General features: G+C 59.0%; 12 protein-coding genes and 1 pseudogene. 3 read left to right on the top strand and 10 right to left on the bottom strand.

The features are described from left to right. Positions 1-9: 9 nt before the first annotated feature. Together gcvP and AC1RQI_RS06115 are read left to right on the top strand one after the other, a co-directional pair. Positions 10-2,886 carry an aminomethyl-transferring glycine dehydrogenase gene (gene gcvP / locus AC1RQI_RS06120; protein ID WP_481904062.1) on the top strand — a complete coding sequence of 959 codons (2,877 nt, stop codon included), beginning with the start codon at positions 10-12 and terminating at the stop codon, positions 2,884-2,886. A 120-nt stretch (positions 2,887-3,006) separates the two neighbouring features. After that, a complete protein-coding gene (locus AC1RQI_RS06115) occupies positions 3,007-3,417 on the top strand; it encodes a hypothetical protein (RefSeq protein ID WP_416634298.1) in 411 nt (136 codons plus the stop codon). 60 nt (positions 3,418-3,477) lie between these two features. On the opposite strand, the gene msrA is transcribed toward AC1RQI_RS06115, so the two are convergent. The 4 genes from msrA to AC1RQI_RS06095 all read right to left on the bottom strand — a co-directional run bounded on the left by msrA (position 3,478) and on the right by AC1RQI_RS06095 (position 8,006). Continuing rightward, positions 3,478-4,116 carry a peptide-methionine (S)-S-oxide reductase MsrA gene (gene msrA, locus AC1RQI_RS06110; protein WP_481904061.1) on the bottom strand — a complete coding sequence of 213 codons (639 nt, stop codon included), beginning with the start codon at positions 4,114-4,116 and terminating at the stop codon, positions 3,478-3,480. A gap of 128 nt (positions 4,117-4,244) precedes the next feature. After that, positions 4,245-5,840: an isocitrate lyase gene (locus AC1RQI_RS06105; RefSeq protein ID WP_416634296.1), complete on the bottom strand. Its 1,596-nt coding sequence runs from the start codon at positions 5,838-5,840 to the stop codon at positions 4,245-4,247. A 122-nt stretch (positions 5,841-5,962) separates the two neighbouring features. Further along, complete coding sequence (locus AC1RQI_RS06100; RefSeq protein WP_481904060.1) at positions 5,963-7,003, bottom strand: class I SAM-dependent methyltransferase; 1,041 nt, start codon at positions 7,001-7,003, stop codon at positions 5,963-5,965. Then, positions 6,993-8,006, bottom strand: coding sequence for a TonB C-terminal domain-containing protein (locus tag AC1RQI_RS06095; RefSeq protein WP_481904059.1), 1,014 nt, complete (start codon positions 8,004-8,006; stop codon positions 6,993-6,995). Before AC1RQI_RS06095 ends, AC1RQI_RS06100 begins: the two co-directional genes overlap by 11 nt. 157 nt (positions 8,007-8,163) lie before the next feature. Here AC1RQI_RS06095 and AC1RQI_RS06090 point away from each other — a divergent pair, with 157 nt between their 5' ends. Next, complete coding sequence (locus AC1RQI_RS06090; protein WP_481904058.1) at positions 8,164-8,961, top strand: pseudouridine synthase; 798 nt, start codon at positions 8,164-8,166, stop codon at positions 8,959-8,961. On the opposite strand, the gene AC1RQI_RS06085 is transcribed toward AC1RQI_RS06090, so the two are convergent. From AC1RQI_RS06085 to AC1RQI_RS06060, 6 genes and pseudogenes are all read right to left on the bottom strand, one after another. After that, positions 8,911-9,399 carry a hypothetical protein gene (locus tag AC1RQI_RS06085; RefSeq protein ID WP_481904057.1) on the bottom strand — a complete coding sequence of 163 codons (489 nt, stop codon included), beginning with the start codon at positions 9,397-9,399 and terminating at the stop codon, positions 8,911-8,913. The two genes, AC1RQI_RS06090 and AC1RQI_RS06085, sit on opposite strands and share 51 nt — an antisense overlap. 848 nt (positions 9,400-10,247) lie before the next feature. Beyond that, positions 10,248-10,685 carry a hypothetical protein gene (locus AC1RQI_RS06080; protein WP_481904056.1) on the bottom strand — a complete coding sequence of 146 codons (438 nt, stop codon included), beginning with the start codon at positions 10,683-10,685 and terminating at the stop codon, positions 10,248-10,250. Between the two features lie 116 nt (positions 10,686-10,801). Continuing rightward, positions 10,802-12,010: a group II intron reverse transcriptase/maturase gene (gene ltrA, locus AC1RQI_RS06075; protein WP_481904055.1), complete on the bottom strand. Its 1,209-nt coding sequence runs from the start codon at positions 12,008-12,010 to the stop codon at positions 10,802-10,804. Between the two features lie 623 nt (positions 12,011-12,633). Further along, positions 12,634-13,461 (bottom strand): annotated as a pseudogene (locus AC1RQI_RS06070) (IS3 family transposase); the annotation flags it as partial. Beyond that, complete coding sequence (locus tag AC1RQI_RS06065) at positions 13,443-13,805, bottom strand: transposase (protein ID WP_245800820.1); 363 nt, start codon at positions 13,803-13,805, stop codon at positions 13,443-13,445. The gene AC1RQI_RS06065 and the pseudogene AC1RQI_RS06070, both read right to left, overlap by 19 nt. A gap of 86 nt (positions 13,806-13,891) precedes the next feature. Further along, positions 13,892-14,646: hypothetical protein (locus tag AC1RQI_RS06060; RefSeq protein WP_481904054.1), on the bottom strand; the 755-nt coding region annotated here is incomplete at its 5' end.

Here is a 14,646-nt window from a genome sequence, read left to right as displayed (position 1 = left end):
AGGTAGCCCATGAATGCGAAGTCTTCCCTGGCCAACGCAACACTGGCCCAGCTGAACGACCGGCCCTTCAGCGACCGGCACATCGGCCCCGACGCCGATGATCAGTCGGCCATGCTGGCCACTCTGGGGCTGTCATCCGTGAATGAACTGGTGGACCAGATCATTCCGGGTTCAATCCGTATGCCCGAGGAACTGGCCATGGAGCCCGGTCGGGCGGAGCACGAGGCATTGGCCGAGCTGCGTGGCATGGCGCAGCGGAACCAGGTTTTCCGCTCCTATATTGGCCAGGGCTATTACCCGACTCGCATTCCCCCGGTCATCAAGCGCAACGTCCTCGAGAACCCGGCCTGGTACACCGCCTACACGCCCTATCAGCCGGAAATCTCGCAAGGCCGCATGGAATCGCTGGTCAACTTCCAGCAGATGGTGATGGACCTCACCGGCCTGGATCTCGCCAACGCCTCGCTTCTTGATGAGGCCACGGCGGCGGCCGAAGCCATGTCCCTTTGCAAGCGCGCCAACCGCAAATCCAAGAGCAACCAGTTCTTTGCGGCGGCGGAGCTGCACCCGCAGACCCTTGACGTGTTGCGGACCCGAGCGGACTACATGGGCATTGAACTGGTGGTTGCTCCCGCGGCCTCCATCAGCGACTACGAACCCTTCGGGGCCGCCTTCCAATACCCGGCCACCGACGGCAGCATTCCGGATCTTGAAGAGCTGGTCAAAACGGCCAACACCCAGGGCGCCATGACCGCCGTAGCCTCGGACCTGTTGGCCCTGATGCTGCTGCGCTCTCCCGGTGAGCTGGGCGCTGACATCGTTCTGGGATCAGCCCAGCGTTTTGGGGTTCCCATGGGCTACGGCGGTCCTCACGCAGCGTTCTTCGCCACCCGTGACAACCTCAAGCGCCAGGTCCCCGGGCGCATCATCGGCGTATCGAAGGACAACCGCGGACAGCCGGCCTTCCGCATGGCCATGCAGACCCGCGAACAGCACATACGCCGGGAAAAGGCCACATCCAACATCTGTACCGCTCAGGCACTGCTGGCCAACCTGGCCGCCTTCTATGCCGTTTACCACGGCCCGGAAGGGCTCAGGAACCAGGCCGAGCGCGTACACCGGCTGACGGCCATCCTGGCCGAAGGGCTGCGTGCTGGCGGTATCGAACCGCAGCCGCGCTACTTTGACACCCTGAGCTTCAACGCCGATGACGGCGTGCACGAACGCGCCCGCGCCGAAGGCTGCAACCTGCGGGCCTTCAGCGATGGCCGCACAGGCATCAGCCTGGACGAAACCACAACGGAACAGGACGTTGAGCGCCTGCTGCGCATCGTTCTGGGCGCCGATCACAGCCAATCCGTGGCCACGCTGGATGAGCGTGTCGCCAACGGGAGTGATATTGGCATCACGGATGCCATGCGCCGCCGTGACGCCGTGCTGACCCATCCGGTATTCAACCAGTACCACAGCGAAACCCAGCTCCTGCGCTACATCCGGCGCCTTGAGAACCGGGACTTCTCCCTGGTGCACGGCATGATCCCTCTGGGTTCCTGCACGATGAAGCTCAACGCCGCCGCCCAGATGGAGCCAGTGACCTGGCCTGAGTTCGCTGAGATCCACCCGTTCGCTCCCAGGGAACAGACCCAGGGCTATCAGCAGCTGCTTGAGGAACTGGACCAGCAACTGCGCGAGATCACCGGCTATGACGCGTTCTCCCTGCAACCCAACTCGGGTGCCCAGGGCGAATATGCCGGGCTCCTGGCAATCCGGCGCTACCAGCAGGCCCAGGGTGAAGATCACCGTAATGTCTGCCTGATCCCGGCGTCGGCGCACGGCACCAACCCGGCCTCGGCGGCCATGATGGGTATGAAGGTGGTGATCGTTGACTGTGATGACGAAGGCAACGTTGACCTGGCGGATCTGCGCGCCAAGGCGGAAGAGGCCGGCAACAACCTTTCCGCGTGCATGATCACCTACCCCTCAACGCACGGGGTTTACGAGGAAGGGGCTCCGGAAATCTGCCGCATCGTGCACGAGCATGGCGGCCAGGTTTACATGGACGGCGCCAACCTCAATGCGCAGGTCGGATTGGTTCAGCCGACCCTGGTGGGCTCCGACGTATCCCACCTCAACCTGCACAAGACCTTTGCCATCCCGCACGGCGGCGGTGGCCCCGGGATGGGACCGATCGGTGTTCGCGGCCATCTGGCCCCCTACCTGCCCGGTCACAATGAGGACGAAACCGCTGCGGGCGCGGTTGCGGCCACCCCCTTCGGCTCTGCGGGCATCCTGCCCATCACCTGGATGTACAACCGCCTGCTCGGCCGCGATGGCCTGCGCCACAGCACGGAAGTCGCCATCCTGAGTGCCAATTACATCGCCAGTGGCCTCATGAACGACTACAACGTGCTGTACAAGGGGCGCGACAACCGGGTGGCGCATGAGTGCATCCTGGACCTGCGCCCGCTCAAGGAATGGTCCGGTGTGACCGAGGAGGACGTGGCCAAGCGCCTGATGGACTACGGTTTCCATGCCCCGACCATGTCGTTCCCGGTTCCCGGAACCCTCATGATCGAACCCACGGAATCCGAATCCCAGGAAGAGCTCGATCGGTTCATTGAAGCCATGAAGGGCATCCGGCAGGAGATCGACCGGGTGGCCAACGGCGACTGGCCAGCGGACAACAACCCGCTGGTGCATGCACCGCACACCCAGAGCGACCTGGTGGACGAGTGGAATCGCCCCTACAGCCGGGATCTGGCGGTCTTCCCCTGCGAGTCGGTTCGGGATGGCAAGTTCTGGCCAACCGTCAACCGCGTGGACAACGTCTACGGGGACCGGCACCTGATCTGCAGCTGCCCCAGCCCGGAAGCCTACCGGGACTAGAGTTTTTACTCGGATTAGGGTGATTATTCTAGATTTTCACCCTATTCTGGGTATGTAACGCAAGGGCAGCAATGGAGGTAACCCATGGCTGAGAAGTCCGCAGACAGGCAGAGTGCAACCATGAGCGATCTGACGCGCAAGCTTCAGCAACAGACCAGCCAGCAATGGCATAAGGCGAATGAGGAACTGCAGCGTGTGCTCAGGGAACTCGGCGCCCAGGATGCGGAAAATGAGTCGTTCCCGGAAATGATCCGGGACATCCGGAAAAAGAACCCCTCTTTCCGTGAACTCATGCTCAGCCTGGACGCCGCCACCTATGACGCGCGCAAGCGCCTGTCCTGGAACGCACACATGACGTCCGCCTACATCATGAACCGGGTGGAAGCGTCCTACACCAACGATCTCAAGCCAATGGTGGCCAACTACCGCCAGCAGGCCGGTGAGCGCCTTGAAGCCCTGATGAAACAGCTGCGCAGCATGCGCGAGCGTTTCCAGGCAGCCGCTTCAGAGGACACTGACACGCACCGCTAAACCCTTTCCTGGTTATCCAGGCCTACCCCCTCTTCCCCGTGCCCTCTGGCACGGGGTTTTTTAGCCGTAGCTCACGCCCGTACCCGCCAGCCCACAATACCCCCCGGGGTTCTTGTGCAGATACTGCTGATGCCAGTCCTCGGCGTAATAGAAGGTCACGCCCTGCGCCAGCTCGGTCGTAATCCGACCCTGACCGGCCTGATCCAATGCCTGCTGATAGGTCGTCATGGAGGCCTGGGCCACGGCAAGGCTGTCGGCATCCGGCACATAGAGGGCGGAACGGTACTGGGTGCCCACATCATTACCCTGGCGCATTGCCTGGGTTGGATCATGGGACTCCCAGAACACACCCAGGAGGGATTCCAGCGCAATCACCTCCGGATCATAAATAATCCGGACCGCTTCCGTATGCCCGGTACGCCCCCCACACACTTCCTCGTAGGTCGGATTGGGCGTATAGCCTCCGGCATAGCCCACTGCCGTCGTATACACGCCATCCAGCTGCCAGAAACACTGCTCTGCCCCCCAGAAGCAGCCCATGCCCACAATCAGCTCCCGGCAGTGCTCGGGAAAGGGTGGCAGCAGCGGCGCCCCCAGAACCGCATGGTGGTTGGTGACGGGCATCTCGGTTGCACGCCCCGCCAGCGCTTGCTCAGGTGCAACCATCTGCATCTTGTCGCTGTTGAAAAGGCTCCACATAGACCAAGCTCCCCAATTCCGTGACCATCCTCCAGAATAACGGACAGATGCCCACAAAAAACCCCCTGCCGGCATCCGACAGGGGGTTGTATCGGCGCGACCCGAAGGCCGCAACACCGGAACCGGTCTTAGAACTGGTTCATGGTGTTGTCTTTGCCACCGGCCTTCAGGGCTGCTTCGCCCGCGAAGTATTCCTTGTGGTCGTCACCGATGTTGGAGCCGGCCATATCCTGGTGCTTGACGCAGGCCAGACCCTTACGGATCTCCTGGCGCTGTACGTCACGCACGTAAGCCAGCATGCCTTCTTCACCGAAGTAGCCCTTGGCCAGGTTGTCCGTGGACAGGGCCGCGGTGTGGTACGTCGGCAGCGTGATGAGGTGGTGGAAGATACCGGCGTACTGGGAACCATCCTTCTGGAAGTTCTGGGTCCAGCGGTCGGCTTCCGCAGCCAGCTCGGAATCGTCGTACTTGCTGTTCATCAGGTCCGAACGGTCATACTGTGACACGTCCTTGCCTTCTTCCTTCCACGCATCATAAACCTGCTGACGGAAGTTCAGCGTCCAGTTGAAGGACGGGCTGTTGTTGTAGACCAGCTTGGCGTCCGGCACCTCTTCCTTGATGCGGTTGACCATGCCCGCGATCTGGCCGACGTGCGGCTTCTCGGTTTCGATCCACAGCAGGTCCGCACCGTTTTTCAGGCTGGTGATGCAGTCCAGAACCACGCGATCCTCGCCTGTGTTTTCCTGGAACTCGTACAGGCCGTTCGGCAGACGGACCGGCTTGTGCAGCTCGCCCTGCTTCTTGATGACCATGTCGCCTTCCTGAACGTCCTCGGCGGACTTGACCGGCTCGGTCTTCAGGTAGCTGGTGTACTGCGCCGCCAGGTCGCCCGGCTCCTGGGAGACCGGAATCTTGTGGGTCAGGCCAGCGCCCAGGGAGTCAGTACGCGCAACGATGACGCCGTCTTCAACACCCAGCTCGAGGAACGCATAGCGAACCGCGTTGATCTTGGCGATGAAGTCCTCGTGCGGGCAAGTTACCTTGCCAGCCTGGTGGCCGCACTGCTTGGCGTCGGACACCTGGTTCTCGATCTGGATCGCGCAGGCGCCTGCTTCGATCATCTTCTTGGACAGCAGGTAGGTCGCTTCTTCGTTACCGAAACCTGCGTCAATGTCGGCGATGATCGGCACAACGTGCGTCTCGAAGTTGTCGATCTTGTCGATCAGCTCCTGAGCCTTCTTTTCGTCACCCGCTTCACGTGCTTCGTCCAGCTCACGGAAGAGATGGTTGAGTTCACGCGCGTCCGCCTGCTTGAGGAAGGTATAGAGTTCCTCGATGAGCGAGGGCACGGCGGTCTTCTCGTGCATGGACTGGTCAGGCAGCGGACCGAACTCGGAACGCATGGCCGCGACCATCCAGCCGGACAGGTACAGGTAGCTGCGCTTGGTGGTGCCGTGGTGGCGCTTAACGGCCATCATCTTCTGTTGGCCGACGAACCCATGCCAGCAACCCAGGGACTGGGTGTACTTGCTGTGGTCCTTGTCGTACTCGGCCATGTCTTCGCGCATGATCTTCGCAGTGTAACGCGCGATGTCCAGGCCGGTGCGGAACCGGTTCTGGGCGCGCATGCGGGCCACATACTCAGGCGTAATGTGATCCCAGGTGCCGCCCTGCGATTTGCGCAGAGACGCCGCTTCTTCAATGTCCTTCATGTAGTTCGACATGATTCACCTATGCTTGCAGGAGTGGAACAACACGATCGGTCGGCGGCTCCCCTTCCAGGGAGTCGTGCCTCGAGTCCGGAGGTATTCTATCGAGATCCACTCTATAATTAAAATCAATGCAATCAATTCCCGGCATTTTTTCCGTGAATGCGGAATCTCGCCGAGTAAACCCGATAACGCCCGTCATCGGATAACGTATGGACCGGACCAATGAAACGCGCCAAAGGGCTCTGGTACGGCAGAAAGGCGTTGGCAACCAGCCTGATCTCAGAACCGGGTTTCAGGTACCCCGGCAGCTGACCGAACCACCGGTTGACCGGATCCAGGTCCTTGCCCTGCCCCTGATGGAAAGGCGGGTTCGTGATGATGCTGGCGTAGCGGCCTGTCACATGGGTCAGACCGTCCGACGGCAGGATGCTCATCCCCTCGTCTCCCGCCAGGGCAACCTGGCTGCAGCGCAGGGCCTGCCAGTGCACATCCACCAGTGTCACGGCCATTCCGGGCCAGTGATGGCGCAACCAGGCCCCAATCACCCCATTGCCACAGGCCAGGTCCAGCACGGGTTCCGCCGGCTTATCCGTCACTGTTTCAAGGAGCTGGCGGGTTCCCTCATCCAGGCGGCCTTCACTGAACACGCCGGGAAGGCTGTAGAGCTCAAGCACAGCTCCCGACGCCGCCACCTGCACAGGCTCCAGCCACTCCTCAACACGGAACGGCGGGGCGGCGGTTTCCGGTGCCGCACACCAGAGCTGGCAGTGGCGTGCATTATCCATCTTGTAGGCGCCGGGAAAACGCTCCTGGAGCTGACGGCTGCCACGCCCAATGCCCTCGCGTTTAGCCCCCACCAACCACAGCTCTCCCCCTGGCGCCAGCTTCGGCGCTGCCCAGGCCAGCCGCATTGCCAGCTCGGAGCGCGCCTTGGGCATGAAAACCACAATCGTATCGAACGCCGCTGGTGTTGCCGGGTCGTCATAGCCAAAAAGCCATCCCCCGGCAGTGCCTCCCGCCTGTTCCCAGACGCCATAGTGGGTGGTGAGTGCATGCAGTTGCCGGCCTGGCCAATGGGGCATGGGCCCATCATGGCCCGCAAGGCAGACGCGCTCGCCCAGCCGCTCCAGTGACCGTTCCAGAAGGGTGAGCGCCGGGCTGGCATCAGTTGTCATGGGTCAGTGTTTCTCCTGAATAGGTGAATCGCAGGTTCTGGTAATAGCGGCGCACAATGGATGGCGAATCCGGGACTTTGAACCGCTCCACGGAGCGCACCGCCCGCAGCGCACTCTCATCCAGGGCACTGTGGCCACTGGGCAGATGGACATGGGAGCTCTGGAGATAGCCTCGGGTATCAACGGAAAACCGGATTTCACCACGGTGGCGTTCATCAGCGCCAGCCGGCTGCTCCCACCGGGTCATGATCTGGCGCTTCATGCGGGCCAGATACTTATTCGCCATGCGGATGCGCCGTTCTTCAATCTTGCTCACCATGGACTCACCCCGGATCGCGTCCATCTCGCCTTCATCCAGCGCTTCCATGCCGGTGTCACCCCCGATCTCCGGTCCAGGGCTGGGCTCAGGCGCCTTCTCCGGTTCTTCCCTCTCCTCACCGAGTGACATACTGGCACTGGCGGGATCAGGCTTGCGCTGCTTGTCGCCCTCGGTGGCCGCGTCCGGGCTCATGCTGCCCGTTTCTGGTTCAGGGCGTTCATCCGCCCCCTCCCGGCTCTCCTCACTGGGTTCAGGCTGGCTGGGCTCCTCGGCTGCTTCGGGGCTGGGCGCCTCGCCCGAGGCCTGGGGATCCTCCGGCGCCGCAGCAGGCGCTTGTTCGGTCTCAGGGGCATCCTGGCTGGTGCCATTGAGGTCCGTCACCTCGTCCGTATCCCGGGGCATGTGTTGCTCATCCGGCTCAGGCTCAGGCTCAGGCTCTGGTTCGGGTTTGGGTTTGGGTTCAGGTTCCGGCTCCGGTTTCGGCTCCTCCTGAGCTTCTGGTTCCGACTCGGGTTCAGGCTCCGGTGGTGGCAGGGAAACGCGCACATCCCGCTGCATTGGCGCCACCTCCGGCGAGCGCGGCAGAATCGGCGGCATAAAGCTGACCAGCAGCAGGTGCAGGGCAAGGCTGAGCCCGAGAACAAGCCACCAGAGCCGGCGGGGCGTGGACATCCGGTTTGCCATGGCACCACCGTCTCAGCAGCTGGGCCCGAAGTCGGACCCGGAGAGGGATTCGCTTCCCGGGGTCCAGCCACACAGGGCGCCTGTGCTATCCTCTGCACGCCTTATGGGCCGTGGCGTGGCCAGGTTAACCTCAACGATGTTCCGGGAGCCTTCTTCCATGGTAATGATGATAACCGGTGATTCTCAGGAGAGCGAATCAGCCAGCATCCTCTACCAGGACGATCACCTGGTGGCGATGTACAAGCCCTCCGGCATGCTCGTGCACCCCACCAAGGTGGACCGCCACGAGCAGCGCATCGCCCTGCCCCTGCTGCGTGACCAGATCGGCCAGCATCTCTACCCGGTACACCGGCTCGACAAGCCAACCTCCGGGGTCCTGATCTTCGCGCTGGATCCCGATACCGCCCGGCATCTGGCCAACGCCTTCCAGGCGCACCAGGTGCGCAAGGACTACCTGGCCGTGGTCCGCGGCTGGCCGCCGTTGGGCGGCATCATTGACCAGCCCCTGGCCCCGCGGGACCCGGACAGCCGCAAGCGCAAACGCCGTAAGGCACCCCAGTCGGCCATGACCCTGTATCACCGCCTGGCCTGTACCTCCATCCCGATTTCCGTGGACGGGCGCTATACCCACACCCGCTACAGTCTGGTCCGCCTGCGCCCGGTAACCGGCCGCCGCCACCAGCTGCGGCGCCACCTCAAGAGCCGGAATCACCCCCTGATCGGGGACGTCAACTACGGCAAGGGCATTCACAACCGTTTCTTCCGCGAGCAATACGGCCTCAACCGCCTGATGCTCTGTGCGGTCAGAATGTCATTTGAACACCCGGTAACGGGTCATCCCATTGAGATCCAAGCGACGCCGGACGAGGACTTCACCTCCGTTGCCGAAGCGGTGGGGCTGCCATCAGGAGCCACCGCGCTTAGTCAGCCGCACGGCGACGTTGCTGTACTGTGAGACGCTCCCGTTATCATGCCGCGATCCGAAAAGAATGACCCATTGCCCCTGAACGAGCATCAACTCCCCGTTGCCCGTACTGTTTCCATGACTCGTTGTCAAAATGCCAGCGTAATTGAGTTTAAATTTTTCGGGCGAGCCTACGACTGGCTTAAGTTCATAACCTATGGACAAATCACCTGCCGAAACAAAGCCCTTCTCCTCGCGTGCTACGCTAACCTTTAAAAGTTCCGAATCCTCCAGGAAACCAGGCATAAGGTCCGAGCTTAAGCTATCGGATTTTGTGACCTGACACTCACAATGCCGGACTTCCAACATTAACGACTTATCAGTGACATAGTCATCAGGATCAGAGTTTCCGGCAAGAACAAAACCAGGAAGAAGGGACAGAAAGAGGAGATTAACCCGCCAAATAATTTTCGATGCGATCCGTTGCATGTAGCCTCCTGATTCCTCGTTTTAACGATAAATGAATAGGCGCAACCAAACCAAACAAAAACAAGATACCGACGATTTTATATGCCGTTTTGTTGTATGTTATCTAGTTCCATGATGATAAAACTTTTAACGAAACTGTAGAAACCCGTTTCCAGGCCCACTCCAAGCCTTCCCTGTGGTTCATTTCACCTCATACTCGCTGTTTCGGTTTCGTTCCGACCCCGGTTCCTGGATTCAAGCAATTTCTACAACTGAAGGGCTTCTTATTCAATCGTGATCTGGATATAAGTGCAGTGATTTTTCCGGACGTAAAATCACGCAGTGTTTCTACCCGGTAGCGACACTCCCACATCATCGAAGCATATTGTCTACGAGATCTGTTTTCGATGCTTTACCGTTTAACGCAAATATTCAGCGGCGGCCTTTGCGTAGCCGCAAGCGGAGAAAAGGCCGTCCGATGTAGGCCCGCCAGGGCTCGAATGAACCGGAATGGCTTGTTATAGCGTGCCATTAAACATACTACCCACGCTAGCAAGCAAAGCAACCGTAACTCCCGACCACCTCATTAAATACCAATACTTCTCCAACGGGAGAGCGAACCTCTTAGTGCGTTGTCGTCCCATTAAAAGAGTTATCCAGGACAGTCCCAGAATACTTAGCGCAGCAGAGAACACCATCAGCAATTGCTGCTAAAGAACTAATTACAAGCAACGTGGCCAAAATAACCCATGTTGCTGACATTATTCGATTGGCCTCGACTGTTTCATTACGCTGCATCGACTTCCTTCCTTGCTAGTTCTGTGCCATGCCTGGCAAACACGTCGCAAACAGCGGCGGGAGAGCGTCCGCTATTGCTTTGCCTTGTTAAGGGATTTTCTTTCTAGCACGAAAAAAGCCCCGTCCCATAAGATGTAAATCTCATTATTAGATTTCTTTAACGCATACGCTCCAGGAGCGGTCCAGTTATCAGGACACTTTACCTCTACTATTCTTATCTGTTTTGAACCCGGTTTAATACTGGACAGAGGAACTCTGAATCTTTCCAAGAACTCTTTCTCGCTCAGCGAGCTGGCTTTATAGTCAGGTGATTCGCAAATCGCTCCATGGAATGAAGCCTTGTTCTGGGAATATGTTGCAATTTCGCCAACCCACCTCTCGGCATCTTCTGATCCAATAGCACTGATGCCAGAAAATTCAGCTCCTGTTACGCGCCATTGTCCCAAATACCATTGTCCCGCCATGCAGGATGGAGCAACGAACAATAAAAGCCAGAAAGCTGCTTTCATGGATTCCCTTAACGCCGAAGCGCACCGGTGACTTTGACGGTCGAGTAGGCCCAAGGAACCTCCCCTTGAGCCTCTCACAGAACCGTACGTGAACCTCTCGATTCATACGGCTCTTGTTATCCAACCATTACCCGTGATCCTGCCCAGTGAGCAAACAGTGTCGGTCGACGCCGACGCAGTCCATTCACCCTCCGGGCAGCCTGGAGCAGCCCCCTGAGTTTTCGATACTTCCCTACTGCCCATCGGCTCAGCCGCAAATCAAAATGAAACAGCACATTGCGAATGGAGCTGCGGCCAAACAGGCCATAGTATTGCATCCACCCTCGCAGGCGGGACTGACAGAACCGGGCAAACTGCCCGAGTTCCTTCTGTCGCCACCACCTCCAGGGCCACTCGTTGATCTGCTTGCGGATCGTTTTCGCTGCACGCTGGCTGATGGCCGCCGTGAAGTAGACTCTCTTTTGCCCCTGCCGGTTGCGGATCAGTCGCGGTCGGAAGGTGTAGCTCAGAAAATCAAACGCGATAACCGGGTAGTCCTGCTGGTTGGAGCCGCCCTTACAATAGACAATCTTTGTCTTGCGCGGGTGGAGCGTCAAGCCACAGGCAGCAAATCGGGCCTCGAGGACCGATTTCAACGCTTGTGCTTCCCGCTCGCTGGCGCAGTGGCACACAATGTCGTCCGCGTAGCGTTCGAACTGAATGCCGCCCCAGCGCTTGGCCACCCAGCGGTCAAAGACGTAGTGCAGGAACAGGTTCGCCAGTAAGGGACTGATGACACCGCCTTGCGGTGCTCCCCGGTCGCGTTCCTCCACGGAGCCATCCGCCAACTGAACCGGAGCGCTGAGCCAGCGCCGGATGTACAGCTTCTGCCAGTCTTCGGTCACATGGCGATCCACCGCTTTCATGAGCAGGCCATGATCGATGTTGTCGAAGAAGCCCTGGATGTCCATATCCAGCACCCAGGCTTTCTTCCAGCACCGGGCCTGGGTTTGCTTCAACGCTTCGTGCGCCGACTTCCCTGGTCGATAGCCGTAAGAATCTGGGTGGAAGTGTTGTTCCAGTTCCAGTTCCGGTTCAATCAGCAGCTTAACCACCATCTGCGCAATACGGTCGGCGACCGTTGGAATGCCAAGGCGGCGGGTGCCCCCATCCGCCTTTTCGATTTCTGCGCGCATAACCGGTGGTGGATGATAGCTGCCCGAGGCCAAACGGTTCCAAAGCTTGTAGAGGTTGTTGCTGAGGTCAGCATCAAAGTTTTCCAGACTCTGACGATCTATCCCCGCGCTACCTTTATTGGCCCGGACCCGCTTGTAGGCCTGGTACACCAGGCCCTTCGGGATGGTAAATGGTTTTGTCGGGTTCCGGCGGCTCCTCCCGGATTCCGGTTGACCTCCTGAACCCGACGGGATAACTTGCCCCCTTCGCTCCGCCCCCATTACAGGCGCTTCAACACTACTACGGGGCAATCCGTCCCTGTGTCCTGCATCGGTACTCTCGCCTCGTGGGGTTGCCACTTGTGCTTCTCCCTTAACATCAGAACGACAGGTTCTCATGTTCCGTACTCAAGCCTGTACCCAGGTCATGCCGCCTCTAGGCCGGCTGCCGTTGCGTCCGTTGTGCCAGTTCACGTCGCAACTTATCCCGGGGAGACGCTCGGTCCCCGGTTCTGACAGCATCGGTCTCCATTTCGACCCCTCATCGGCGATTCACTTGCGTTCATCTCCTTGGGCACTTACCTGACCGCTCTGGGCGGCCTTTTCCCATGTCGCTCACGACCCGCACTCTTAATGCGAGCCGCACAGGGCGGTTTGGTCCCGATGTCTGGTCACCGAGACCGAGGGGCCTTCCCTCATCTTGAGTACAGCAAGAAAGACCGGAGTCTTTCGTCATGACACACGAGCGCAGCGGAGTACCGGTGGAGTTCCCCCAAAAAAGTGGACACGCGCCATCAGCTTAACCCCTCGTACTCCAGTGGGGTCCTGTAACCAAGGCTGCTGTGGAGCCGTTGGGTATTATAAAAGACTTCAATATAGCGATTTATATGTTTCCGTAATTGTCGCATCGTCACGAAGCTGGTGGCGTGCAGCAATTCTCCCTTCAGCGTCTTGAAGAAGGACTCAACCTCGGCGTTGTCGGTGCATTGGCCCGGTCGGTTCATGCTGTGGTGGACCTGGTGCTGTTTCAGCAATGCCTGAGTCTTGTGGGCCCTGTATTCGATCCCCCGATCAGTATGAAGCAACAGGCCAGCGGCAGGATTTCGGCTTTTGAAGGCCTCCCTCAGGGTCGCTCTGGAGAAATCCGCATCCAGGCTTTCGCCCAATCGCCAACTGAGTACTCGACGGGAGAAAAGATCCAACACCACCGCCAGGAAAACGTATTTCTGACCGAGCTTGATGTAGGTCACGTCACTGCTCCATTGCTGATCCACAGCGGCCGGAGCAGGGGCTCCGAGGCGATAATTGGGCAGGGCTTTCAGTTCGTGACGCCGCCGCGCCAGGCGCCGGTAGACGTGGGTTACACGGGCCCGCATTCCCCACTGCTGCATCACCTTTGCAACCCGGTTTTCGCCCACTGTCACTCCCTCACGGCACAGCGCCTGATGGACCCGCGGACTGCCGTAGCGCCCCTTGCTATCATCATAGATCCTTCGGATCTGGGACAGCAGCACGGCTCGCTCTGCGGCTCTTTTGCCGGGCTTTCGATTGGCCCAGGCATAGTAGCCGGAACGCGAAACGCTCAGGTGCTGACAAAGTGCCTTTACGCTGTACTGCCGTCGGTGTTTCCAGACGAACCGGAACGCTTCCGTCGTTCCTCGGCCTGAAAACGTTGAAACTTTTTTAGGACGTCGTTTTCCTCCTCAAGCTCCGCGATCCGGCGTTTGAGGCGGGTGACTTCATCCTGGTCTTTGATCTTCTCCTTGGCCTCGGGAGGTGCTTTCTTGACCCGTTTCATGGCAAATTTCCCCTCGCGGTACTCTTTGCGCCAGCGTGACAGCATGAATGGGTGGATATCCAGCGCTTGCGCCACGCCCTGAACGCTTCGATGGGCCTGGTGACTCCACTCCACCGCCTTGACCTTAAACTCGGTGCTGTAGCGTTGTGTCTTCTTCCCCGTGATCATCGCGGGCATCGGTTTTCTCCTTCGTGGGAGTTATCGATGCGTGTCCACTAAAGTGGGGGAACTCCACCGTCGGCTGCAGCGCATAGTTAGGCATTAGTTTCGCCTTGTTCATCCGCCGGTATGTTCGAAACCACAGACTCCAGGAAGCCGCGGTAACAGACATAGAACGCTCGTGCTAACCTATATTCCTTGAGGTTCGCGATCCGCGCTTCTTCTAGATCAAGCGGCGGGGTTCCGCCGATTCCATAGCTCACCATCATCTTGCCTGGAACTACAGCTACGTTGAAGGTTCCGTCTGATGCGGGAACCAGTGTTTCCGCGGGAACGACCGCGCGTTTAACCAAGCGCGTGTATCCAATACCGATCCTTGGTCCGATGGTGTGACTGTTACGATTGCGATAATCCAGCGTTGCGTCGATATATTCGTTTGAGTTTATCTTATGTAACGCATCTAGCAATTGCTCATGTCCTTTCCAGACCGAGACTAAACGCGCCAGCCGGTTCTCCTTTTTCTTTCTCGACAGAGGCCTGGGGGATGGCTGTTCCGGTGTCGGATCGCCTTCAAGGCGATCTGCGTAAGACTTATCAAAACTGAGGCGCACCTGATGAAACGCACTCGTCGCCACCTCAGTAAATGTGTCTCGGATCGCACTAGGCTTGAGCAAGCATTCATGTACCATCGAATCAACGAATTCTTGGCGTAACTCCCACTTTTGAACCTCGTCAAAATCCGATAGAGTGCGGTTCCAAGCATGCCACCTTAGCCCGGATTTCTCATGAGAAGGAAGGAAAAAGCGGCTTAAAGTGTTAGAATTCAAGCCTCTACACACGAACCAACACC

Source organism: Salicola sp. AFF1, from assembly GCF_056783195.1.
Note: the sequence above shows the minus strand (reverse complement) of the source record. Positions and strands in the feature narration are given on the sequence as shown.

Excerpts from the sequence above, each read along its gene's own strand:
- AC1RQI_RS06100 (WP_481904060.1), bottom strand. The coding sequence starts at position 7,003 with ATGACAACTGATGCCAGCCCGGCGCTCACCCTTCTGGAACGGTCACTG.
- AC1RQI_RS06095 (WP_481904059.1), bottom strand. The coding sequence starts at position 8,006 with ATGGCAAACCGGATGTCCACGCCCCGCCGGCTCTGGTGGCTTGTTCTC.
- AC1RQI_RS06115 (WP_416634298.1), top strand. The coding sequence starts at position 3,007 with ATGAGCGATCTGACGCGCAAGCTTCAGCAACAGACCAGCCAGCAATGG.
- AC1RQI_RS06105 (WP_416634296.1), bottom strand. The coding sequence starts at position 5,840 with ATGTCGAACTACATGAAGGACATTGAAGAAGCGGCGTCTCTGCGCAAA.
- AC1RQI_RS06080 (WP_481904056.1), bottom strand. The coding sequence starts at position 10,685 with ATGAAAGCAGCTTTCTGGCTTTTATTGTTCGTTGCTCCATCCTGCATG.
- AC1RQI_RS06085 (WP_481904057.1), bottom strand. The coding sequence starts at position 9,399 with ATGCAACGGATCGCATCGAAAATTATTTGGCGGGTTAATCTCCTCTTT.
- AC1RQI_RS06065 (WP_245800820.1), bottom strand. The coding sequence starts at position 13,805 with ATGATCACGGGGAAGAAGACACAACGCTACAGCACCGAGTTTAAGGTC.
- AC1RQI_RS06090 (WP_481904058.1), top strand. The coding sequence starts at position 8,164 with ATGGTAATGATGATAACCGGTGATTCTCAGGAGAGCGAATCAGCCAGC.
- msrA (WP_481904061.1), bottom strand. The coding sequence starts at position 4,116 with ATGTGGAGCCTTTTCAACAGCGACAAGATGCAGATGGTTGCACCTGAG.
- gcvP (WP_481904062.1), top strand. The coding sequence starts at position 10 with ATGAATGCGAAGTCTTCCCTGGCCAACGCAACACTGGCCCAGCTGAAC.